General features: G+C 71.4%; 20 protein-coding genes. 14 read left to right on the top strand and 6 right to left on the bottom strand.

Annotation, left to right across the window (positions count from 1 at the left end; translation table 11 throughout):
- Positions 1–36: 36 nt before the first annotated feature.
- Together AB0H86_RS39895 and hmgA are read right to left on the bottom strand one after the other, a co-directional pair.
- Positions 37–786 carry a GntR family transcriptional regulator gene (locus tag AB0H86_RS39895; RefSeq protein ID WP_362450340.1) on the bottom strand — a complete coding sequence of 250 codons (750 nt, stop codon included), beginning with the start codon at positions 784–786 and terminating at the stop codon, positions 37–39.
- Positions 787–813: 27 nt separating this feature from the next.
- Positions 814–2139, bottom strand: coding sequence for a homogentisate 1,2-dioxygenase (gene hmgA, locus AB0H86_RS39890; RefSeq protein WP_362450337.1), 1326 nt, complete (start codon positions 2137–2139; stop codon positions 814–816).
- 160 nt (positions 2140–2299) lie between these two features.
- Between hmgA and AB0H86_RS39885 the strand changes: the two genes are divergently transcribed.
- The 11 genes from AB0H86_RS39885 (at position 2300) to AB0H86_RS39835 (ending at position 16171) form a co-directional block, all read left to right on the top strand.
- On the top strand, positions 2300–2902 hold the full coding sequence (locus tag AB0H86_RS39885; protein WP_362450335.1) for a hypothetical protein: 603 nt from the start codon (positions 2300–2302) through the stop codon (positions 2900–2902).
- On the top strand, positions 2899–3552 hold the full coding sequence (locus AB0H86_RS39880) for a TetR/AcrR family transcriptional regulator (protein ID WP_362450332.1): 654 nt from the start codon (positions 2899–2901) through the stop codon (positions 3550–3552). The genes AB0H86_RS39885 and AB0H86_RS39880 overlap by 4 nt, the downstream gene beginning before the upstream one ends.
- Positions 3553–3710: 158 nt before the next feature.
- The gene (locus tag AB0H86_RS39875; protein ID WP_362450330.1) at positions 3711–5942 is read left to right on the top strand and encodes a molybdopterin oxidoreductase family protein; all 2232 of its coding nucleotides are present in this window, start codon (positions 3711–3713) and stop codon (positions 5940–5942) included.
- 156 nt (positions 5943–6098) lie between these two features.
- On the top strand, positions 6099–7541 hold the full coding sequence (locus AB0H86_RS39870) for a citrate:proton symporter (RefSeq protein WP_362450327.1): 1443 nt from the start codon (positions 6099–6101) through the stop codon (positions 7539–7541).
- Between the two features lie 33 nt (positions 7542–7574).
- Positions 7575–8819 (top strand): MFS transporter, encoded by a 1245-nt coding sequence (locus tag AB0H86_RS39865; protein WP_362450326.1) that lies wholly within the window; start codon positions 7575–7577, stop codon positions 8817–8819.
- A 102-nt stretch (positions 8820–8921) separates the two neighbouring features.
- Positions 8922–9632 (top strand): hypothetical protein, encoded by a 711-nt coding sequence (locus AB0H86_RS39860; protein ID WP_362450324.1) that lies wholly within the window; start codon positions 8922–8924, stop codon positions 9630–9632.
- On the top strand, positions 9619–10239 hold the full coding sequence (locus tag AB0H86_RS39855; RefSeq protein ID WP_362450322.1) for a class F sortase: 621 nt from the start codon (positions 9619–9621) through the stop codon (positions 10237–10239). The genes AB0H86_RS39860 and AB0H86_RS39855 overlap by 14 nt, the downstream gene beginning before the upstream one ends.
- Positions 10240–10456: 217 nt before the next feature.
- Positions 10457–11797 carry an ABC transporter ATP-binding protein gene (locus AB0H86_RS39850; RefSeq protein WP_362450320.1) on the top strand — a complete coding sequence of 447 codons (1341 nt, stop codon included), beginning with the start codon at positions 10457–10459 and terminating at the stop codon, positions 11795–11797.
- 444 nt (positions 11798–12241) lie between these two features.
- On the top strand, positions 12242–13630 hold the full coding sequence (locus AB0H86_RS39845; protein WP_362450318.1) for an aldehyde dehydrogenase family protein: 1389 nt from the start codon (positions 12242–12244) through the stop codon (positions 13628–13630).
- A gap of 11 nt (positions 13631–13641) precedes the next feature.
- The gene (locus tag AB0H86_RS39840; RefSeq protein ID WP_362450316.1) at positions 13642–14724 is read left to right on the top strand and encodes a Zn-dependent alcohol dehydrogenase; all 1083 of its coding nucleotides are present in this window, start codon (positions 13642–13644) and stop codon (positions 14722–14724) included.
- Between the two features lie 124 nt (positions 14725–14848).
- Positions 14849–16171 (top strand): MFS transporter, encoded by a 1323-nt coding sequence (locus AB0H86_RS39835; protein ID WP_362450314.1) that lies wholly within the window; start codon positions 14849–14851, stop codon positions 16169–16171.
- On the opposite strand, the gene AB0H86_RS39830 is transcribed toward AB0H86_RS39835, so the two are convergent.
- The 3 genes from AB0H86_RS39830 to AB0H86_RS39820 form a co-directional block, all read right to left on the bottom strand.
- Complete coding sequence (locus tag AB0H86_RS39830) at positions 16163–17119, bottom strand: DMT family transporter (RefSeq protein ID WP_362450312.1); 957 nt, start codon at positions 17117–17119, stop codon at positions 16163–16165. The two genes, AB0H86_RS39835 and AB0H86_RS39830, sit on opposite strands and share 9 nt — an antisense overlap.
- Positions 17120–17208: 89 nt before the next feature.
- The gene (locus AB0H86_RS39825; protein ID WP_362450309.1) at positions 17209–17937 is read right to left on the bottom strand and encodes a winged helix-turn-helix domain-containing protein; all 729 of its coding nucleotides are present in this window, start codon (positions 17935–17937) and stop codon (positions 17209–17211) included.
- Between the two features lie 46 nt (positions 17938–17983).
- Positions 17984–18625, bottom strand: a complete 642-nt coding sequence (locus AB0H86_RS39820) for a TetR/AcrR family transcriptional regulator (protein ID WP_362450306.1) — start codon at positions 18623–18625, stop codon at positions 17984–17986.
- A 77-nt stretch (positions 18626–18702) separates the two neighbouring features.
- On the opposite strand from AB0H86_RS39820, the gene AB0H86_RS39815 reads away from it, so the two are divergent.
- The 3 genes from AB0H86_RS39815 (at position 18703) to AB0H86_RS39805 (ending at position 20925) form a co-directional block, all read left to right on the top strand.
- Positions 18703–19854, top strand: coding sequence for an acyl-CoA dehydrogenase family protein (locus AB0H86_RS39815; protein WP_362450304.1), 1152 nt, complete (start codon positions 18703–18705; stop codon positions 19852–19854).
- Positions 19855–19984: 130 nt separating this feature from the next.
- The gene (locus tag AB0H86_RS39810) at positions 19985–20230 is read left to right on the top strand and encodes a YiaA/YiaB family inner membrane protein (RefSeq protein ID WP_362450302.1); all 246 of its coding nucleotides are present in this window, start codon (positions 19985–19987) and stop codon (positions 20228–20230) included.
- Positions 20231–20301: 71 nt separating this feature from the next.
- Positions 20302–20925 carry a TetR/AcrR family transcriptional regulator gene (locus AB0H86_RS39805; RefSeq protein WP_362450301.1) on the top strand — a complete coding sequence of 208 codons (624 nt, stop codon included), beginning with the start codon at positions 20302–20304 and terminating at the stop codon, positions 20923–20925.
- Between the two features lie 13 nt (positions 20926–20938).
- Here the strand turns inward: AB0H86_RS39805 and AB0H86_RS39800 are convergent, their stop codons facing one another.
- Positions 20939–21400 (bottom strand): MaoC family dehydratase, encoded by a 462-nt coding sequence (locus AB0H86_RS39800; RefSeq protein WP_362450299.1) that lies wholly within the window; start codon positions 21398–21400, stop codon positions 20939–20941.
- Between the last annotated feature and the right edge of the window lie 58 nt (positions 21401–21458).

The raw sequence follows: 21458 nt of genomic DNA, 5'->3' as shown, positions 1-21458 counted from the left end.
TGCTCGCGCGAGGATCCGCCGATCCGCCGGACAGGCCTACGTGGCGTCGAGGGTGACCGTGAAGGAGAAACGATCCCCCCGGTAGTGGATGACGGCCGCGTCCAGTACCCGGCCCTCGCCGTCATAGGTCACTCCCGTGTAGTGCAGGATCGGGCTGAGCAGCGGGACTTGGAGGAGGCGGGCCGTCTCCGGGTCCGCCAGGCGGGCCTCCACCGTGTCCGTGATGCGGCTGATGTCCGCCCCGACGACATCCCGCAGCACCTTGGTCATCGGCCAGCGCGCCAGGTCGTCCAGGTCGATGGACGCGGCGAGTTCGGGCCGGACGTAGTTGCGGGCGTGGTTGGTCGGCTCGCCGGTCTTCTCGTCGGAGCGGAGCCGGTGGTACGTCGCCACCTCCCCGAGATCCGGGAAGTACTCGGCGAGTTCGGCCGGCGCCGGCGCCTTGCCGTGGTCGAGCAGTTCCGTCGCCATACCGGACTGCTGGGCCACGATCGCGTCCACCGAGCCCAACAGCCGTACGGGAGTTCCCCTGCGGGCGGTCGGATCGATGAAGGTGCCGCGGCGACGGTGGCGGGTGATCAGGCCCTCGTCCTCCAGTTCCTTCAGCGCCTGCCGCATGGTCAGCACGCTCACCCCGTAGTGCCCCGCGAGCTGCTCCTCGGTGGGCAGCCGCAAGGGGTCCCGCGGCGAGCGGCCGAGTATCGAGGCGCGCAGCGACTGCGACACCTGATACCAGAGCGGCAGCTTGCGGTTCAGGACGATCGAGTCCGGGGCGAAGGAGGTCACGGGCCCATCCGTACCGGTAGGGAATCCTCAGTGCAAGGGGCGGAAATGCCGCTGCATGCCCTGCCACACGTCGTCGTACCGCTGTTGCAGGTGCTCCGCCCGGGCCGCGTGCGGTGTCAGGGTCAGCGGCCACCGTGTCTCGAACATGAACGCCAGCCCGTCGTCCACCTTCTGCGGACGCAGCTCGGCGGCGCTGGCCCGGTCGAAGGTCTCCCGGTCCGGCCCGTGCGCCGACATCATGGTGTGCAGCGAGCCGCCCCCGGGCACGAAGCCCCCCTTTCCGGCCGTCTTGGCGTCGTACGCGCCCTCGACCAGGCCCATGTACTCGCTCATCACGTTCCGGTGGAAGTACGGCGGCCGGAAGGTGTCCTCGCCCACCAGCCAGCGCGGCGCGAACACGACGAAGTCGACGCCGGCCAGGCCCGGGGTGTCGGACGGCGACGTCAGCACCGTGAAGATCGACGGGTCCGGGTGGTCGTACGAGATGGTGCCGAGCACATTGAAACGACGCAGGTCGTAGATGTACGGCACATGGTTGCCGTGCCAGGCGACCACGTCGAGCGGTGAGTGGTCGTAGGTCGCCGTCCAGAGGTTGCCGCAGAACTTGTTGACCACCTCCACCGGGCCTTCGACGTCCTCGTACGCGGCGACCGGGGCCAGGAAGTCCCGGGCGTTCGCGAGGCCGTTGGCGCCGATGGGGCCGAGGTCGGGGAGGCGGAACGGGGCGCCATAGTTCTCGCACACATAACCCCGGGCGGAGTCCTCGATCAGCTCCACACGGAAGCGCACCCCACGAGGGATCAGCGCCACCTGGGTCGGCTCCACATACAGCGCGCCGAACTCGGTGCGCAGCAGCAGCCCGCCGCGCTCCGGCACGATCAGCAACTCCCCGTCGGCGTCGCTGAAGACGCGGTCCATCGAGGCGTTGGCGTGGTACAGGTGCACGGCCATGCCGGTGCGCTGGGTCGCGTCGCCGTTGCCGCCGAGGGTCCACAGCCCCGCGAGGAAGTCGGTTCCCGGCGCCGACTCGGGCAGCGGGTCCCAGCGCAGCCGGTTCGGGTCGGCCACCGCCTCCGTGAAGGGTGCCGTACGGATCATGCCGTTCTCCGTGCGGGTGAACGCCGGATGCGCGGCCGAGGGGCGGATCCGGTACAGCCACGAGCGCCGGTTGCAGGCTCGCGGCTCGGTGAACGCCGTACCGCTGAGCTGCTCCGCGTACAGCCCGAGGGGTGCGCGCTGGGGCGAGTTCCGGCCTTCGGGCAGGGCGCCCGGAACGGCCTGAGAACTGTGCTCGTTGCCGAAACCGGAGAGGTAGGTCAGCCCCTCCGCGGTCTTCTGCGCGACCCCGCTCATCACATCTCCCTGGGTGTTTGATTCCTATGTATCACCGTAGGATTGCGGTTTCCCGGACGCAAGAGGCCGTACGGCGTCCTCATCGAGTACTACCGGAGCCGACCGGAACCAGACTCCAGGGGGATACGAGGTGTCGTACCGGTGTTCTACGCTCCCCGGCATGTCGTGGACGCGGGGACTTCCTGCCGTGCTCGCGGTCTGTGTCCTGCTGCTGACCGGATCCGCGGGGTGCGGCTCGGATGGTGCGCAGGAGAACGGGCAGACAGGGGCCTCACCCTCACCGGTGGGCAAGCTCCTCGACGAGACGGACAAGCAGGGGCACCACTACCGGGAGGTGGACGAGAAGGGCGCACCCGGCATCGGCATCGAGGTGCAGCCCGCGGCGGACGACGGCGGGTGGAACGTACGGCTGACCCTCCGCGACTTCCGCTTCTCCGCAGCCGGCGGCAAGGCGACGGCGGTGACCGGCCGCGGCGTGGCCCGGCTCTTCGTGGACGGGCGCCCCGTCGCGCGGCTGCGCACCTCCGCGTACCGTCTCGCGGCCCGCTACGTCCCGCACGGCACGCACCACCTCACCGCCCGCCTGTACGCCGACGACGGCACGGTGTGGAGCGTCGACGGCGAACCCGTCGAGAGCACCGCGGACATCACGGCCTCGGGGCCGGAGCACACCGGAACCGCGAACGGCGCGTTGAGTGTGCCCGCCACCCCACCGCGTACCGGGGGGCGAGGTTCCCCGGACCGCGGCGGAAAGGCATCATGAAGCCCGTGCCCCAAGCGACATCGCTCCGCCGAGCGCCCGTGCAGCGTCGCAGTGCCGAACGGCTGACCAGGATTCTCGACGCCTGCGCCGATCTGCTCGACGAGGTCGGCTACGACGCCCTGAGCACCCGGGCCGTCGCCCTGCGCGCCGAGGTCCCCATCGGCTCGGTCTACCGCTTCTTCGGCAACAAGCGCGCGATGGCCGACGCGCTCGCCCAGCGCAACCTGGAGCGCTACACCGAGCGGGTCACCGAACGCCTCAGGAAGACCGGCGGCGAGGACGCCTCCCACTCGGGCGGAGCCGAGGGCGGGGGAGGCTGGCGCACGGCGATGGACGCCGTCCTCGACGAGTACCTCGCCATGAAGCGCACCGCGCCCGGCTTCTCCCTCGTCGACTTCGGCAATCAGATCCCGGTCGGCGCCCGCTACGCCGAGCCCAACCACCGTGTCGCCGACCGCCTCACCGACCTGCTCTCCGGCTATCTCGACCGTGAACCGGACGAGGACCTGCGCCGTGTCTTCCTCGTCGCCGTGGAAACCGCCGACACCCTCGTCCATCTCGCTTTCCGGGTGGCGCCGGAGGGGGACGAGAGGATCATCCTGGAGACGCGGGAGCTGCTGCGGGCGTATCTGGCGCGGGTGTTGGACTGAGCGGCACGGGTGCCGGACTGGGTGCACGAGTGCCGGACCGAGCGGCCCAGGCGCCGCGGCGAGGGTTGCCGGCGCTGAGGCCTCCCCTCCGTGCATACCGGTCGGTATGCTCGGCCCCGAACCCGGCGTCACCGCCGCCGCCGTCTCCGGGAGGACCCGTGTCCCGCACCGCCCTGCGTATCTGCCCCCTCTGTGAGGCCACCTGCGGCCTCACCCTCACCATCGACGGGACCCGGGTGACCGGTGCCCGAGGTGACCGTGACGACGTGTTCAGCCGGGGGTTCATCTGCCCCAAGGGGGCCTCGTTCGGGGCTGTCGACGGCGACCCCGACCGGCTGCGCGCCCCGCTCGTCCGCAAGGACGGGGAGTTGCGGGAGGTGAGCTGGGAGGAGGCGTTCGACGCGGTCGCCGCCGGAATCCGGCCGGTCGTCGAGCGGTACGGGCCGCACGCCGTCGGTATCGTCCTCGGCAACCCCAACGTGCACACCATGGCCGGAGCCCTCTATCCGACCGTGCTCCTCGCCGGGCTCGGCACCCGCAGCCTCTTCACCGCCTCCACGGTCGACCAGATGCCCAAGCACGTCTCGAGCGGCCTGCTGTACGGCGACGCCAACGCGATCCCCGTCCCGGACCTCGACCACACCGACCATCTCCTGCTCATCGGCGCCAACCCCCTTGAGTCCAACGGGAGTCTGTGCACCGCCCCCGACTTCCCCGGCAAGCTCAAGGCGCTCAAGGCCCGCGGCGGCACGCTCACCGTCATCGATCCCCGCCGGACCCGTACCGCACGGCTCGCCGACCGGCACATCCCGATCCGGCCCGGCACCGACGCCCTGCTGCTCGCCGCGATGGCGTACGTCCTCTTCGAGGAGGACCTCGTACACCTCGGCGCGCTGGCCCCGCAGGTGCAGGGGCTCGACGAACTCCGGGGATCCATACAGGACTTCACGCCGGAGGCCGTGTCCGGCGCGTGCGATGTGGACGCCGCGACCATCCGCGCCCTCGCCCGTGAACTGGCGGCCGCCCCGACCGCCGCCGTATACGGTCGCATCGGCAGCTGCACCGTCCAGCACGGCACCCTGGCCAGCTGGCTCGTGGACATCCTCAACATCCTCACCGGCAACCTCGACCGGCCCGGCGGCGCCCTCTTCCCGCAGGCGGCCACCGACAGGACACCCCGGCCCGCCGGACCCGGCCGCGGGTTCGCGCTCGGGCGCTGGCACTCCCGGGTCGGCCGGCACCCGGAGGCCAAGGGGGAGCTGCCGCTGTCCGCGCTCGCCGAGGAGATCGACACCGCGACCGAGAAGGGCGAGCCGGTCCGGGCGCTGATCGCCGTCGCCGCCAACCCCGTCCTGTCCGCGCCCGACGGCGACCGGCTCGACAAGGCGCTCGACTCGCTCGACTTCATGGTCAGCGTCGACCCCTATCTCAACGAGACCTCGCGGCACGCCCATGTCGTCCTGCCGCCGCCCCCGCCCGCCCAGAGCCCGCACCACGACTTCGCCTTCAACACCCTCGCCGTCCGCAACCAGGTCCGCTACACCCGCCCCGCCGTCCCCCTGGAGCCGGGCAGGATGGCCGAGACCGAGATCCTGGCCCGGCTGGTCCTGGCCGCGACCGGCATGCACGGCGCCGACCCGTCCGCCGTCGACGACCTGGTCCTCGGCCAGACCCTCGGCAAGGCGGTCGGGGAACCGCACTCACCCGTGCACGGCCGGGACCCGAAGGAGCTCGCCGCACAGCTCACCGGCGAGAACGGCCCCGAGCGGCGGCTCGACATGATGCTGCGCCTCGGTCCCTACGGCGACGGCTTCGGCGTACGACCGGACGGGCTCAGCCTGGACAAGCTGCTGGCGCATCCGCACGGCATCGACCTCGGGCCGCTCGGGTCCCGGCTGCCGCAGCCCCTGAAGACCCGCAGCGGCAAGGTGGAACTGCTGCCGCAGCCGATCGCGGACGACCTGCCCCGGCTCAGGCGCGCGCTGGAGCAACGCCCCGACGGGCTCGTCCTGGTCGGCCGCCGCCATCTGCGCTCCAACAACAGCTGGATGCACAACGTCCCCGCCCTCACCGGCGGCACCAACCGCTGCACCCTGCACATCCACCCCGAGGACGCCGAACGGCTGGGCGTACGCGACGGGGCGGCCGTACGCGTCAAGGGCGCCGGGGGAGAGGTGACCGCTCCCGCCGAGGTCACCGACAGCGTGCGCCCGGGGGTGGTCAGCATGCCGCACGGCTGGGGTCACGACCGGCCCGGCACCCGGCAGAGCCACGCGGCCACCGACCCCGGCGTGAACGTCAACCAGCTCCTCGACGGCACCCTGCTCGACCCGCTCTCGGGCAACGCGGTACTCAACGGCATCCCCGTGAAAGTCACCGTCACAGTCTGAAAACGCACCCCCTGTGAGCTGTGCAAAGCCGTGACCAGCAGTTTTGCGCTTATTGCTCGCATGTCAACGTCTTGTTAACGCTGCTTGACGGGACCTAACGTCAACCCACCGCCGTCCCTGGTGGGATGTTCAAGGGCGAACGTTAGGTATCCACACATGCTGACCATCCTCGGCTTCGCCATGATTGCGACCTTCCTGGTCCTGATCATGATGAAGAAGATGTCGCCGATCGCGGCGCTCGTACTGATCCCGGCACTGTTCTGTGTCTTTGTCGGGAAGGGCGCCAAGCTCGGTGACTACGTCATCGACGGCGTCACCGACCTCGCCCCCACCGCGGCGATGCTCATGTTCGCGATCGTCTACTTCGGTGTGATGATCGATGTCGGTCTCTTCGACCCGGTCGTCAGGGGGATCCTGAAGTTCTGCAAGGCCGACCCGATGCGGATCGTCGTCGGCACCGCGGTCCTCGCCGCGATCGTCTCGCTGGACGGCGACGGCTCGACCACCTTCATGATCACGGTCTCGGCGATGTACCCGCTGTACAAGCGCCTGAAGATGAGCCTCGTCGTGATGACCGGTGTCGCCGCGATGGCCAACGGCGTGATGAACACCCTGCCGTGGGGCGGCCCCACGGCCCGCGCCGCCACCGCGCTGAAGGTGGACGCCAGCGACATCTTCGTCCCGATGATCCCGGCCCTCGCCGTCGGCCTGCTGGGTGTCTTCGTCCTCTCGTACGTGCTCGGCAAGCGCGAGCGCAAGCGCCTCGGCGTGCTCACCCTGGGCGACGTCCTGGTGGAGGAGAAGGCCGAGGAGAAGGAGAGCGAGACGGTTCTGGTCGGCGCCGGTTCCGGTGCTTCCGGCACGGGCACGGGCAAGGGCGCCACGGCCACCGGCGGAGCCGGCACCGAGGCCGCCGACGACGACGCCGATGACGACGCCGAGGGCGACGAGAAGCGCTTCCAGGTCCTCGACCCGAACCGGGCCACCCTGCGCCCCAAGCTCTACTGGTTCAACGCGCTGCTCACGGTCGTCCTGCTCACCTCCATGATCATGGAGTGGCTGCCGATCCCGGTGCTGTTCCTGCTGGGTGCCGCGCTCGTGCTCACCGTGAACTTCCCGCACATCCCGGACCAGAAGGCCCGGCTCGCCGCACACGCCGACAACGTCCTCAACGTCTCCGGCATGGTCTTCGCCGCCGCCGTCTTCACCGGCGTCCTCCAGGGCACCGGCATGGTCGACCACATGGCCCGGTGGATGGTGGACGTCATCCCCGACGGCATGGGCCCGCACATGGCCCTCGTCACCGGTTTCCTGAGCCTCCCGCTCACCTACTTCATGTCGAACGACGGGTTCTACTTCGGCGTCCTCCCGGTCCTCGCCGAGGCCGGCGCGGCGCACGGCGTCACGCCGCTGGAGATGGCCCGCGCCTCGCTGGTCGGTCAGCCGCTGCACATGTCGAGCCCGCTCGTCCCGGCCGTGTACGTCCTGGTCGGCATGGCCAAGGTGGAGTTCGGCGACCACACCAAGTTCGTGGTCAAGTGGGCGGCCCTCACATGCCTCATCATCCTCGGGGCAGGCATCCTCTTCGGGATCATCTAACCGGCACCTGATCTTTCGATGGGGGATCCGCATATGAGGCCCGGTGGGCATCGCGGCTGGCTGCTTCGCCTCGTCATCGCCTTCAGCTTCGCGCAGGGGGCGGTGTCGATGGCCCGGCCCGCCGTCTCCTACCGGGCCCTCGCGTTGGGCGCGGACGAGCGGGCGATCGGCGTCATCGCGGGCGTGTACGCACTGCTGCCGCTCTTCGCCGCGGTGCCGCTCGGCCGCCGTACCGACCACGGCCGCTGTGCGCCCCTGCTGCCGGTCGGCGTGGTCCTGATATCCGGCGGCTGCGCGATGAGCGGTCTCGCCAACTCCCTGTGGGCGATGGCGATCTGGAGCGGAGTGATGGGCCTCGGCCATCTCTGCTTCGTGATCGGCGCCCAGTCGCTCGTCGCCCGCCAGTCGGCGCCGCACGAACAGGACCGCAACTTCGGCCACTTCACCATCGGCGCCTCCCTCGGCCAACTGGTCGGCCCGGTCGCCGCGGGCGCGCTGATCGGCGGCCAGGACATGGCGGGCACCAGCGCGTTGGCCCTCGTCGTGGCGGGCGCGGGAGCGGCGGTCGCGTTCACCTCGTTGTGGCGCATCGAGGACCGTACGACGGTCAAGTCCCGTACCGCACAAGGCGATCGTGTCCCCGTCCAGCGCATCCTTCGCGCCCGGGGCGTACCCGCGGGCATCTTCGTCAGCCTCTCCGTGCTGTCCGCGACGGACATCCTCACCGCCTACCTCCCGGTGGTCGGCCAGCACCGGGGCATCGCCCCGTCCGTGATCGGCCTCCTGCTCAGCCTGCGTGCCGCGGCCACGATCGCCTGCCGACTGGTGCTGACGCCGCTGCTGCGGATGCTGGGCCGGGCGCTGCTGCTCACCGTCACCTGTCTGCTGGCGGCCGTGCTGTGCGCCGGCATCGCGCTGCCGGTGCCGGTCTGGGCGCTGGCCCTGATACTCGCCGCCCTCGGCTTCTGCCTCGGCGTCGGACAGCCGCTGTCCATGACGACGGTCGTCCAGGCAGCCCCCGACGGGGCCCGCTCCACCGCCCTCGCCCTGCGCCTGACCGGCAACCGCCTCGGCCAGGTCGCCGCGCCCGCCGCGGCCGGCCTGATCGCTGGGGTCGCGGGCGTGGCCGCGCCGTTCGTGATGCTGGGGGCGCTGCTGTTGGTCTCGGCGGGCACGGCACTGCGCGCGCCGACGCCCGCAGGAAGCGGTCAGACGGCCGGACCCGCCCCGCAGGGGAGCGGATCCGGGGCCCGGTTGCGCCGGTCGAGTGATATCTGACGGCGCGTCGGGCGTCGCTTCCGTAAGGCGGGCGCTGGATGTGAAAGAGAGTCACGTGAAAGAGCGATTTGTATGAAAATCGTCTGACTCGGAGGAACATCCATGCGCACCTTGTTGCCCCCGTCCGTCGCAGGCAACCGCCTCGGCGTGACGGCCCTGACCGTACTCACCGCGGCCGGAGCCACCTGGCTCGCGACACCGACCGCCGTGGCGGCCACCCCAGACGACATCCGGATCCATGACGTGCGCACGCCGTACGGTTGGGCGAAGGACGACCCCGAGGTCTGCAAGTTCTACCTCGACGCCGTCGGCTTCGACGCCACCCTCACGACTGTCGGCTACAAGATCACCGCGCAGGTCCCCCCCAGCAGCACCACCGTGACGGGCAACATCCCCCTCACCAACGGCGCCGGCCACAGCGACCCGATCGGGCTGGCCGACGGGCAGTACCTGCTCACGTGGCCCGACCCCGCAGGGACCGCCACCCCCAAGCAGAAGGTCTTCCAGGTCGACTGCCACGGCAAGGCCAAGCACGGCAAGGCGGAGGGCCCCGGGGGCCACTCGTACGAGGACCCGAGCCGCGAAAAGGGCGAGCCGGGCAGCTACGAGAGCGAGGAGCCCAAGGAGGAGGCCGCCTGGGGTGAGCACGAGAGCGGCGGCCCGCAGGGCGGCGTCCACGCCGGTGGCGGCGGTCTCGTCGACACCTCACGGGCGTACACCCCGCTGAGCGCGGCCGCCGCCGTGGGCCTGGTCGCGGTCAGCGGAGCCGTGTACTTCCGCATGCTGCGCCGTCGCTCGCATGGTGCCGCGTAGGCACAGACGCAGGCCCTGGTACCGGACCCGCGCCTATCGCCTCATCAGGACGGCCATGATCGTGGCCGTCCTGGTGACGGTCGTCCAATGCGGGAAGCACGGGGAGCCCGCCGGGCGAGCCGCCCCGGCCGCGCCCCCACCCCGGCCGCTGCCCCGGTCGCCGGCGACCACCCTGCGCGTCCCCTCCCTGAAGATCGACGCGCCGATCGTCGGGCTGCGGCTCGGCCCCGACCGGCACCTCGGGACACCACCGCTCGACAAGCCAAAACTCGTCGGCTGGTACAAGGACGGTCCCACGCCGGGCGAGAAGGGCACCGCCATCGCCGTCGGCCACCGGGACACCAAGACCGGCCCCGCGGTCTTCGCCGCCCTCGCGCAGGTGGACCGCGGAAGCCACATCGAGGCCCGGCGAGTCGACGGCCGTACCGCCGTCTACACCGTGGACCGGGTGAAGGTCTTCGACAAGGCCGGCTTTCCCGACAAGGAGGTGTACGGGCCGAGCCGACGCCCGGAGCTGCGGGTACTCACCTGCGGTGGCCTTTTCAACCGCAGCACGGGTTACACCAGCAACGTCGTCGTCTTCGCCCATCTGACCGCGACCCGCTGACCCGGAGCCGGGCGCTCGCCGGTCGCGGGGGGTCGCTGCCCCGCTGCATCGCCGCGGCCGCTATCGCCCGGCGGAAGGCGGGGCGGATTCCGTCGTGCGTCTTCCCCCGACCGCGTACATTCCGTTAACTTCCGTGACTTACAGCCCGTACGACTCGCACGGGCCGTTCGGCCGCGGAGCGCCAGCGCTCGCGCAGTGAGCCCCCGGGGGCACCGTCATGACACGCGCCATCTCTCTGCACGACGTGAGCAAGACCTATACGCGAGGCGTCCGCGTGGTGGACCGGCTGTCGCTGGACATCACCCCCGGCGAGTTCCTCGTGCTGCTCGGCCCCTCCGGCTGCGGCAAGTCCACCGTGCTGAGAATGATCGCCGGCCTGGAGGACATCACCGAGGGAGACCTGCTGCTCGACGGCGAGTACGCCAACGACCGGCTCCCGTCCGAACGGGACATCGCGATGGTGTTCCAGAACTTCGCGCTCTACCCGAACATGACGAGCCGCGGCAACATCGGATTCCCGCTGCGCATCGAGGCACCCAGCCAGGACCCCAGCGCCCGCGTGGACGCCACCGCCCGCATGCTGGGCATCGAGGACATCCTGGACCGCTTCCCCGCCCAGCTCTCCGGCGGAGAACGCCAGCGGGTCGCCATGGGCCGGGCGATCGCCCGCCACCCGTCCGCCTTCCTGATGGACGAACCGCTCTCCAATCTCGACGCCAAGCTCCGCAACCACCTGCGCGCCGAGATCACCTCCCTCACCCGGGAGCTGGGCGTCACCACGGTCTACGTCACCCACGACCAGGCCGAGGCCATGTCGCTCGGCGACCGGGTCGCCGTGCTGCGCGGCGGGGTGCTCCAGCAGGTGGGCGCCCCGCGCTCGGTGTACGCCCTGCCGCGCAACGTCTTCGTCGCCGCCTTCATCGGCACCCCGCGCATCAACCTCCTGCGCGGCCTGGTCCGCGCCCCGCTCGACGGCGCGATGACCATCAGCCTCGGCAAGCAGTACCTGCGGCTGCCCGAGCCCCTGTCCCTGGACCACCAGCTGCTCCGCGTCCAGCAGGGCCGCGAGGTCATCGTGGGACTGCGCTCGGAGGCCGTCCGGCTCGCCAAGCCGGCCGCCGCCCGTCCCGGCGAGGTGGCGATCAGCGGCCTCGTGGAGCATGTGGAGTTCCAGGGACACGAGGTCCTCGTCCACTTCAACACCGGCTCCAGCCCCGCCCTCGTACCGGAACTGGAGGCCCCGCGCCCCGCCGCCGCCCAGGCCAGGCGCCGACACCGCGAGGGCGGGTCCGTCCTCGGCCGCTTCCGAGAGCGGGCGGGCGCCCTGCGCGCCGGACCGGTGGTGGTCCTGGCCGACCCGGCGGAGCGGGCCCCCGAGTCCGCACGGCCGGACAGCCGTTTCCCCGGGGACCTGGTCGTCCGCACCACCCCCGACATCGACCTCCGCCGCGGGATGCAGGTCCCCCTGCTCGTCGACATCGCCCACCTGTTCGTCTTCGACCAGCACGGCGAACGCATCTGCCCGGCCCCGGCGCGGCTGCCGGACCTGGAGGAGTGAGGTCCACCCGGCTCCACCGCGACCGCTGACCAGCCGGAGACCGCCGCTGACCGGCTCGGAGACCACCGTTGAACGGCCAGGAGATATCCGCAGGCTGCCCTGGAAAACGCTCCAGCCTGTCCCGGGGGTCGCTTCAGACGGTCCCGGGGGATCGGCTCGGGCTGTACCGGGGGTGCGCTTCAGGCCGTCCCCCGGGGTATCGGCTCAGGCCGTCCCGGGGATGCCTTCAGGCCGTCCCCGGGTATCAGCCCAGGCCGTCCCGGGATATCAGCTCAGGCCGTCCCGGGAATCGCCCCAGGCAGTCCCTGGGGATCAGCCCTGGCCTCCCGCGGATCGCCCCGGCCCATCCCCGGGACCCCTGGTGCCGGAAAACTAACGCCGCTAGTTTATGGGGGTCGCTAGGTTGTGACGCGGACGACGCAGCCCCGCCCGGGAGGACGCACGATGAAGGCACACGACGGCATGTACATCGACGGCGAGTGGCGCCCCGCCACCGGCCCGGACGTCATCGAGGTCGTGAACCCGGTCGACGAGCGGATCGTCGGCCGGGTCCCGGCCGGGACCGCCGAGGACGTCGACGCCGCCGTACGGGCCGCCCGTGCCGCCCTCCCGGCCTGGGCCGGGACCGCCCCCGCGGAGCGGGCCGCGCGCCTGGCCGCCCTGCGGGACGTCCTCGTGGCCCGCGAGGGCGAGATCGCCGAGACCGTCACCGCGGAGCTCGGCTCCCCCCTGAAGTTCTCGCAGGCCGTGCACGCGGCCGTGCCGATCGCCGTCGCAGGTTCCTACGCCGAGCTGGCGGCGACGTACGCCTTCGAGGAGAAGGTCGGCAACTCGATCGTCCACCAGGAGCCCGTCGGCGTGGTCGGCGCGATCACGCCCTGGAACTACCCCCTGCACCAGATCGTCGCCAAGGTCGCCCCGGCGCTGGCGGCGGGCTGCACGGTCGTCCTGAAGCCCGCCGAGGACACCCCGCTGGTCGCTCAGCTCTTCGCCGAGGCGGTCCACGAGGCCGGCCTTCCGGCGGGCGTCTTCAACCTGGTCACCGGCCTCGGCCCGGTCGCCGGGCAGGCCCTCGCCGAGCATCCTGACGTCGACCTGGTCTCCTTCACCGGCTCCACGGCCGTCGGCCGGCAGATCGGTGCGACGGCGGGGGCGGCGATCAAGAAGGTCGCGCTGGAACTGGGCGGCAAGTCCGCCAACGTCATCCTGCCGAGCGCCGACCTGGCCAAGGCGGTCAACGTCGGCGTCGCCAACGTCATGTCCAACTCCGGCCAGACGTGCAGCGCCTGGACGCGGATGCTGGTGCACCGGGAGCGGTACGAGGAGGCCGTCGAACTGGCCGCCACGGCCGCCGCGAAGTACGGCGAGCGCATCGGCCCGGTCGTCAACGCCAAGCAGCGGGCACGGGTGCGGAGTTACATCGAGAAGGGCGTGGCCGAGGGCGCCCGGCTGGTCGCGGGCGGCCCCGAAGCCCCGCGCGAACAGGGCTACTTCGTCAGTCCCACGGTCCTCGCCGACGTCACCCCCGACATGACCGTGGCCCAGGAGGAGATCTTCGGCCCCGTCCTGTCGATCCTGCGCTACGAGGACGAGGAGGACGCCCTGCGCATCGCCAACGGCACCGTCTACGGCCTCGCCGGCGCCGTCTGGGCCGGCGACGAGGCCGAGGCGGTCGCCTTCGCCCGTCGCATGGACACCGGGCAGGTCGACATCAACGGCGGCCGCTTCAACCCCCTCGCCCCGTTCGGCGGTTACAAGCAGTCGGGCGTCGGTCGCGAACTCGGCTCGCACGGTCTCGCCGAGTACCTCCAGACCAAGTCCCTGCAGTTCTGAGGAGCGTTGCCATGGTTCGTGCCGCCGTACTTCCCGCCGTGGGCGCCGCCCTGGAGATCACCGAGATCGACCTCCCCGACCCCGGGCCCGGCCAGGTCCGGGTCCGGCTCGCCGCCGCCGGGGTCTGCCACTCCGATCTGTCCCTGTCCAACGGCACCATGCGTGTCCCCGTCCCCGCCGTCCTCGGCCACGAGGGCGCCGGTACGGTCGTCGCCGTGGGCGAAGGGGTCGAACACACCCGGCCCGGCGCCGACGTCGTCCTCAACTGGGCCCCGTCCTGCGGCAGTTGCCACGCCTGCACACTCGGCGAGGTCTGGCTGTGCGCCAACGCCCTCAACGGGGCCGCCGACGTGTACGCGCGTCGTACGTCCGACGGCACCGACCTCCACCCCGGCCTGAACGTCGCCGCGTTCGCCGAGGAGACGGTCGTCCCGGCGAACTGCGTCCTCCCGGCCCCCGAGGGCGTCCCCCTGACCGACGCCGCCCTCCTCGGGTGCGCCGTGCTCACCGGCTACGGCGCCGTCCACCACTCGGCGAAGGTCCGCCCGGGGGAGACGGTCGCGGTGTACGGCGTCGGGGGAGTGGGCCTCGCCGCCCTCCAGGCCGCCCGGATCGCGGGCGCGTCCAGGATCGTCGCGGTCGATGTCTCCCCGGCGAAGGAGGAGCTCGCGCGGGGAGCCGGAGCCACCGACTATGTCGTCGCCTCCGACAACACGGCCCGGGAGATCCGCGCCCTCACCGACAAGCAGGGCGTCGACGTGGCCGTCGAGTGCGTGGGCCGCGCGGTCACGATCCGCACCGCCTGGGAGTCCACGCGCCGCGGCGGCCGTACGACGGTCGTCGGCATCGGCGGCAAGGACCAGCAGGTCACCTTCAACGCCCTGGAGATCTTCCACTGGGGCCGGACCCTGGCGGGCTGCGTCTACGGCGACTGCGTCCCGGAGCGGGACCTGCCGGTCATCGCCGAACACGTCCGGGCGGGCCGCCTGGACCTGGGCGCGCTGGTGACCGAACGGATCGGCCTGGAGGGCATTCCGGCGGCGTTCGAGAACATGCTGGCGGGCAAGGGCGGTCGGGCGCTCGTCGTCTTCTGAGCCCTGCGGGGTGCCCGGAGCCCTCGGGTGCCCCGGGCAACCTTCCCGCACGACCGTTGACCCCATACCGTCCGGTCAGTATGTTCCGGGGACCGTCCCCACGCACCCACCGGAGTGTGCACGCATGGACACTGCCCCACCCGCTCGCCCCATCCCCACCACGGCCCTCCCCAAGGCCAACCGCCGCCGTGTGGCCACCGCCGCGGCGCTCGCCTCCGCCGTCGAGTGGTACGACTACTTCGTCTTCGGCATAGCCGCCGCCCTGGTCCTCGGCGACCTGTACTTCCCCTCGGGCAGCTCCACCGCCGGCGTCCTCGCCGCGTTCGCCACCTTCGCCGTCGGTTTCCTCGCCCGTCCGCTCGGCGGCATCGTCGCCGGTCACCTCGGCGACAGGCGCGGCCGCAAGCCGATGCTGGTCCTCGCGCTCACTCTGATGGGCCTGGCCACCACCGGCATCGGCCTGCTCCCGACGTACGACACCATCGGCGTCGCCGCCCCGATCCTGCTGGTCGCCCTGCGCGTCGTGCAGGGTGTCGCGGTCGGCGCGCAGTGGGGCGGCGCCATGCTGCTGGCCACCGAGTACGCCCCCGAGGGCAAGCGCGGTGTCTACGGCAGCTTCGTCCAACTCGGCGTCCCCATCGGCGTGGTGACGGCCAACTCGGTCTTCCTGCTGGCCGGCGCCTTCACCACGGACAGCGAGTTCGCCGCGTGGGCCTGGCGAGTCCCCTTCCTCATCGGCCTGTTCGTGCTCGTGCTCGCCTGGTACATCCACACCAAGGTCGAGGAGACCCCTGAATTCCGGGAGGCCGAGAAGGCGTTGACGGAGAAGGAGAGGTCCGAGCAGAGCTCCCCGCTGCGCACGATCATGCGCGACCATCTCGGCACGGTGCTGCTGGCCGGCGGCTCCTTCGCTGTGAACACCGCGACCTTCTACATCCTGATCACCGGCGTCCTCGACTACACGACCCGCGAACTCGACATGAAACGCGGCGCGGTGCTCACCGTCTCGCTCTGCGTCAGCCTCACCCAACTCGTACTGATCCCGGCCTCCGCCGCGCTCTCCGACCGCGTCGGCCGCATCCGGATCTACGCGTTCGGCGCGGTGGGCATCGCGCTGTGGGCCGTACCGATGTTCCTGCTGATCGACACCGGCTCGCTGCTGTGGCTGGCCGTGAGCACCTTCGTGGCCAGCTGTTTCCTCAGCATCATGTACGGCCCCCAGGCCGCCCTGTTCGCCGAGTTGTTCACGCCCGAGATGCGCTACACGGGTGCCTCGCTCGGCTACCAGATCGCGGCGGTGTTCGGCGGTGGGCTCGCGCCCTTCATGATGGTGCTGCTGCTGGAATCCACCGGTACCTCGATGGCGGTCTCCGGCTACATCATCGGACTCGCGGTGATCGCCCTGCTCTCCATCAAGGTCCTCGCGGGCCGGGCGCGTTCACGCTGAGTCGGACGCAGTCTCGGGCCGCGGCTCCGCAACCGTTTGTGGAGCCGCGGCCTTCGCCGTGCGCGAGCGCGACACCGCCACCCCGGCCAGGCAGAGCAGGCCGCCCGCCAGGGTGAGCGGCCCCGGCACCTCGCCGAGCGCCAGCCATGACATCAGCACGACCAGCGCGGGCACCGCGTACGTGGTCGCTCCCATCCGGCTGGCGGTCGTACGGGCCAGGGCGTACGCCCAGGTCGTGAAGGCGAGCGCGGTCGGGAAGACGCCCAGGTAGACCATGTTGAGGGTGGCCGAGACCGGCGCGTCGGCGGCCTCGTGGACCAGCTGACCGGCGAACGGCAGACACAGCACGGCGCCGACCAGACAGCCGAACGTCGTCACCTGCAGGGCGCTCGCAGCGCCGAGGGCGGGCTTCTGCGCGACCACACCGGCCGCGTAGCCGACCGCGGCGAGCAGACACAGCGCCACGCCGAGCACCGACGACCCGCCTTCGCCCGACATCGACAGCCCGACCGTCACCGCGCCCGCGAACGACACCGCCATCCCCGCCAGCAGCCGTGGCGGCATCGCGTCCCCGAGCAGCCGGGCGCCCAGCAGCGCGATGAGGATCGGCCCGATGTTCACCACCAGGGCCGCCGTCCCCGCGTCCACCTGCTGCTCGCCCCAGTTCAGGACCACCATGTAGACGCCGAACCACAGCACCCCGGATATCGCGATCCCGCGCCACGCCGACCGCGGGGGCACCCCCTCCCGCCGTACGAGACAGATCACCGTCAGTGCCAGCGCCCCGGCCAGCAGGCGTCCGAGCGCCAGCGCGCCGGGGGAGTAGGCGGCGCCCGCGCTGCGGATCGAGACGAAGGCGGAGGCCCACAACACGACGGTGACCGTGGCCGCACCGGCGGCGAGCAGCTCCGTACGACGTGCCGGACGGGACGGGGAGACGTTCATCATGCTCCAGAGACTAGGAGGGCGGCGGGTGGGGAAGCTCGCGGATTTCGGACCGGACGCCGAGCGCGCGCCCGCACCGGTGCCGGCCGGGCTCAGCGCAGCGCCGTCGGCTCGATGGCCAACAGCTCCGACAGGGCGCGTTCACCGGCCGCCGTCACCTTCACCGCCCGCTCGGAGCCGATGCGTACGCACCAGCCCGTGGCCAGGGCGTGTCGGCACAGCGCGGCGCCGGCCACGCCCGCGAGATGGGGACGGCGTTCGGTCCAGTCGAGGCAGGCCCGGGCCAGTGGGCGGCGGGTCGTGCGGTCGAGGGCGATCCCGGCGGAGTCGAACCAGTCGAGGCCCGCGTCGGTGAGCGCGAACCCGGTGTCCTGGCACAGCAGTCCGCGGCCGGTCAGCGCGTCGGTGACCGCGATGCCGAGCCGTCCGGCGAGATGGTCGTAGCAGGTGCGGCCCCGCGCCATCGCCGACCCGGCGCTCGATTCCCGAAGACTTCGTGGCCGTACCTCGGCGCCGCCCGGGCGCACCTGCGCGGCCAGATCCTCCACCAGCTGCGCGACCTGGGCGTCGGCCAGCCGGACGTACCGGTGCCGGCCCTGGCGTTCCTCGGCGAGCAGTCCGCCCGCGACGAGCTTTCCCAGGTGCTCGCTCAGGGTCGACGCGGCGACGCCCGCGTGCCGCGCCAGCTCACCGGCGGTCCAGGCCCGGCCGTCGAGCAGCGCGAGCAGACACGCGGCGCGGGTCTCGTCGGCGACGAGAGTGGCGAGCCGGGCCAGCCGCGCCGCCCGTGGGTCCGCGGCCCGTGGATCCTTGGTGGTCATGCGTCCCAGGATGGGGCAGGGACACTTCGGTGCCCGCCGAAGTGTCCTACACCGTCCGCCTGACCTGCTCGTACTGCTGGGCCAGCCCGTCAAGGAGCGCGGTCAGCCCGGTCTCGAAGGCCCGCTCGTCGATCTTCTCCTGCTGCTCGGCGAGGAGGTGGGCCTGCCCGAGGTGCGGATAGTCGGCGGGGTCGTACGCGCCGGCGTCGTCCACGAAGCCGGCGGCGAAGGAGCCGAGCGCGGAGCCCATGACGAAGTACCGCATCAGCGCGCCGATGGACGTGGCCTGCGCCGGAGGCCAGCCCGCCGCCACCATCCCGCCGAAGACGGCGTCGGCGAGCCGCAGCCCCGCCGGCCGGCGGCCCGGTCCGCGCGCGAGGACCGGCACGATGTTCGGGTGGTCGCGCAGGGCGGCCCGGTAGGAGACGGCCCAGTCGTGCAGCGCGGTCCGCCAGTCCCGGCCGTCCTCGAACATCGACAGGTCGACCTGAGCGCTCACCGAGTCGGCGACCGCCTCCAGGATCTCGTCCTTGGTGCGGAAGTGGTTGTAGAGCGAGGGCCCGCTGACCCCCAGTTCGGCGGCGAGCCGACGCGTGGACACGGCCGCGAGACCCTCCGCGTCCACGAGAACCCGGGCCGTCCCGACGATCCGGTCGGTGCTGAGAAGAGGCTTGCGCGGTCGGGCCATGGCGCACATAGTAGGGCTGCGAGCAGAAACTAGCAGTGCTAATTTAAGTGTACGGTCTTCAAGTGGGGTGACTCGGCGTGAACCTGGAGCTCAGCGAGGAGCAGACTGCCGTACGGCGGCTCGCGAAGGACTTCGTGGAGCGGGAGATCGCCCCGCACGTCATCGCCTGGGACCGCGCCGAGGAAGTCGACCGCTCGATCGTGAAGAAGCTCGGCGAGGTCGGCTTCCTCGGCCTGACCGTCGACGAGGAGTACGGCGGCTCGGGCGGCGACCATCTCGCGTACTGCCTGGTGACGGAGGAGCTCGGCCGAGGGGACTCGTCCGTGCGCGGGATCGTGTCCGTCTCGCTCGGCCTGGTCGCCAAGACGATCGCCGCCTGGGGGGACGAGGAGCAGAAGCGGCAGTGGCTGCCCGGACTCACCTCCGGCGCGTACGTCGGCTGCTTCGGCCTCACCGAACCGGGCACCGGATCCGACGCCGGCAACCTCACCACGCGTGCGGTCCGGGACGGCGCGGAGTACGTCCTCGACGGCACCAAGATGTTCATCACGAACGGCACCTGGGCCGACATCGTGCTGCTGTTCGCCCGCTCCACCGACGCCCCCGGCCACCAGGGCGTCTCCGCCTTCCTGGTGCCGACCGACACCCCCGGCCTGACCCGCCGTACCATCCACGGCAAGCTCGGCCTGCGGGGCCAGGCGACCGCGGAACTGGTCCTTCAGGGCGTACGCGTCCCGGCCTCCGCGATGCTCGGCCCCGAGGGCAAGGGCTTCTCGGTCGCCATGTCGGCGCTGGCCAAGGGCCGGATGTCGGTCGCGGCGGGCTGTGTGGGGATCGCCCAGGCCGCCCTCGACGTGGCCGTCCGGTACGCGGGCGAGCGCGAGCAGTTCGGGAAGACCATCGCCCATCACCAGCTCGTCCAGGAGTTGATCAGCGACATCGCCCTGGACGTGGACGCGGCCCGCCTGCTCACCTGGCGGGTCGCCGACCTGATCGACCGCGGCCTGCCCTTCGCCGTCGAGTCCTCCAAGGCCAAGCTGTTCGCCTCGGAGGCGGCCGTCCGCGCCGCAAACAACGCCCTCCAGGTCTTCGGTGGCTACGGCTACATCGACGAGTACCCGGCGGGCAAACTGCTGCGTGACGCCCGGGTGATGACCCTCTACGAGGGCACCAGCCAGATCCAGAAGCTGGTCATCGGGCGGGCGCTGACGGGGGTTTCGGCGTTCTGAGCCCTACCGGGGCGACCTTCCGGGCGGCGAGTGATCCGGGTGGCGAGTCATCTGAGCGGCGGGCCATCTGAGTACGGCTCTGAGTAGTTCGGCGGATGTGGCACGGGCCACGTCCGCCGATTCTTGTCCCATGAGTGACACACCGGGCAAGCAGCAGAACACGGCAGCCTTCTACGGCCAGGCCGTCGCGTCCTTCTCCGTGGCCATGGCGGCCACCGCCGTCGGCATCTTCAAGCTGAACGCCGACGCCTGGGTGCGGGCGTTCCTGGCGATCGCCGTCCTGTACCTGGTCACCTCCGCCTTCACGCTCTCCAAGGTGATCCGGGACCGCCAGGAAGCGGCGACACCGGCCTACCACCCCTTCGAGAAGCTCTGAGCGGCCTCACTAAGCGCTCGCTCACCTTCGGCGGTATGGTGGGGGCCGTGTCAGTGGAGAGGGAGCGTGCGATGAGTACGGCGGAGGAGACGGCCGACGGCGAGACGTCGGCGTGGGGCGAGGTCACGCCCGACGCGGCTCGGCGGCTGCTCGTCGCGGCGGTGGAGGCCTTCGCCGAGCGGGGCTACCACGCCACGACGACCCGTGACATCGCGGGCCGCGCCGGCATGAGCCCGGCCGCGCTCTACATCCACTACAAGACCAAGGAGGAACTCCTCCACCGCATCAGCAGGATCGGCCACGAGAGGGCCGTGGACATCCTCCGCGTGGCAGCCCGGAGAGAGGGCAGCGCCACCGAGCGGCTCGCCGACGCGGTCAGCTCCTTCGTCCGCTGGCACGCGGGCGGTCGTACCACCGCGCGAGTCGTGCAGTACGAACTCGACTCCCTCGGCCCGGACGCCCGCGCCGAGATCCTCGCGCTGCGCCGCCAGTGCGACGCCGAGGTGCGCGGGATCATCGAGGACGGCATGGCCACGGGCGAGTTCGACGTGCTCGACGTGCACGGCACCACCCTCGCCGTGCTCTCCCTCTGCATCGACGTGGCCCGCTGGTTCAACGTCGCGGGCCCGCGGACGCCCGAGGAGGTCGGCGCGCTGTACGCCGACCTCGTGCTGCGGATGGTGGGCGTGAAGTAGGCCCACGCCGGCGTCAGAGGTAGTAGCGGGCGACCGACTCCGCGACGCACACCGGCTTGTCCCCGCCCTCGCGCTCCACGGTGAACGCGACGGTCACCTGGATGCCGCCCGTCACATCGGCGACGTCGCTGATCGTGGCGGTGGCGCGCAGCCGGGAGCCGACCGGGACCGGGGCGGGGAAACGGACCTTGTTCGTCCCGTAGTTGACGCCCATCTTCACGCCCTCGACCTTGATCAGCTGCGGTCCGAAGAGGGGCAGCAGGGACAGCGTCAGATAGCCGTGCGCGATGGTGGTCCCGAAGGGTCCCGAGGCGGCCCGCTCCGGGTCGACGTGGATCCACTGGTGGTCACCGGTCGCCTCCGCGAACAGGTCGATCCGCTTCTGGTCGACCTCCAGCCAGTCGGTGTACCCAAGCTGCTCGCCCACCGCCGCCTTCAGATCGTCGGCGGACGTGAAGATCCTCGGCTCTGCCATGTCCCGGCCTCTCGTGTGATGTCTAAGCGACTGCTTAGCATGGTCGTCCGCGCACCCC

This window comes from Streptomyces sp. NPDC050997 (genome assembly GCF_040660135.1).
Taxonomy (GTDB): domain Bacteria; phylum Actinomycetota; class Actinomycetes; order Streptomycetales; family Streptomycetaceae; genus Streptomyces.
Note: the sequence above shows the minus strand (reverse complement) of the source record. Positions and strands in the feature narration are given on the sequence as shown.

Bases quoted from the DNA above. Each gene is read 5' to 3' on its own strand.
- AB0H86_RS39800 (WP_362450299.1), bottom strand. From the start codon at position 21,400: ATGGCAGAGCCGAGGATCTTCACGTCCGCCGACGATCTGAAGGCGGCG.
- AB0H86_RS39840 (WP_362450316.1), top strand. From the start codon at position 13,642: ATGGTTCGTGCCGCCGTACTTCCCGCCGTGGGCGCCGCCCTGGAGATC.
- hmgA (WP_362450337.1), bottom strand. From the start codon at position 2,139: ATGAGCGGGGTCGCGCAGAAGACCGCGGAGGGGCTGACCTACCTCTCC.
- AB0H86_RS39805 (WP_362450301.1), top strand. From the start codon at position 20,302: ATGAGTACGGCGGAGGAGACGGCCGACGGCGAGACGTCGGCGTGGGGC.
- AB0H86_RS39880 (WP_362450332.1), top strand. From the start codon at position 2,899: ATGAAGCCCGTGCCCCAAGCGACATCGCTCCGCCGAGCGCCCGTGCAG.
- AB0H86_RS39860 (WP_362450324.1), top strand. From the start codon at position 8,922: ATGCGCACCTTGTTGCCCCCGTCCGTCGCAGGCAACCGCCTCGGCGTG.
- AB0H86_RS39855 (WP_362450322.1), top strand. From the start codon at position 9,619: ATGGTGCCGCGTAGGCACAGACGCAGGCCCTGGTACCGGACCCGCGCC.
- AB0H86_RS39870 (WP_362450327.1), top strand. From the start codon at position 6,099: ATGCTGACCATCCTCGGCTTCGCCATGATTGCGACCTTCCTGGTCCTG.
- AB0H86_RS39850 (WP_362450320.1), top strand. From the start codon at position 10,457: ATGACACGCGCCATCTCTCTGCACGACGTGAGCAAGACCTATACGCGA.
- AB0H86_RS39810 (WP_362450302.1), top strand. From the start codon at position 19,985: ATGAGTGACACACCGGGCAAGCAGCAGAACACGGCAGCCTTCTACGGC.
- AB0H86_RS39835 (WP_362450314.1), top strand. From the start codon at position 14,849: ATGGACACTGCCCCACCCGCTCGCCCCATCCCCACCACGGCCCTCCCC.
- AB0H86_RS39845 (WP_362450318.1), top strand. From the start codon at position 12,242: ATGAAGGCACACGACGGCATGTACATCGACGGCGAGTGGCGCCCCGCC.
- AB0H86_RS39830 (WP_362450312.1), bottom strand. From the start codon at position 17,119: ATGATGAACGTCTCCCCGTCCCGTCCGGCACGTCGTACGGAGCTGCTC.
- AB0H86_RS39820 (WP_362450306.1), bottom strand. From the start codon at position 18,625: ATGGCCCGACCGCGCAAGCCTCTTCTCAGCACCGACCGGATCGTCGGG.
- AB0H86_RS39825 (WP_362450309.1), bottom strand. From the start codon at position 17,937: ATGACCACCAAGGATCCACGGGCCGCGGACCCACGGGCGGCGCGGCTG.
- AB0H86_RS39885 (WP_362450335.1), top strand. From the start codon at position 2,300: ATGTCGTGGACGCGGGGACTTCCTGCCGTGCTCGCGGTCTGTGTCCTG.
- AB0H86_RS39865 (WP_362450326.1), top strand. From the start codon at position 7,575: ATGAGGCCCGGTGGGCATCGCGGCTGGCTGCTTCGCCTCGTCATCGCC.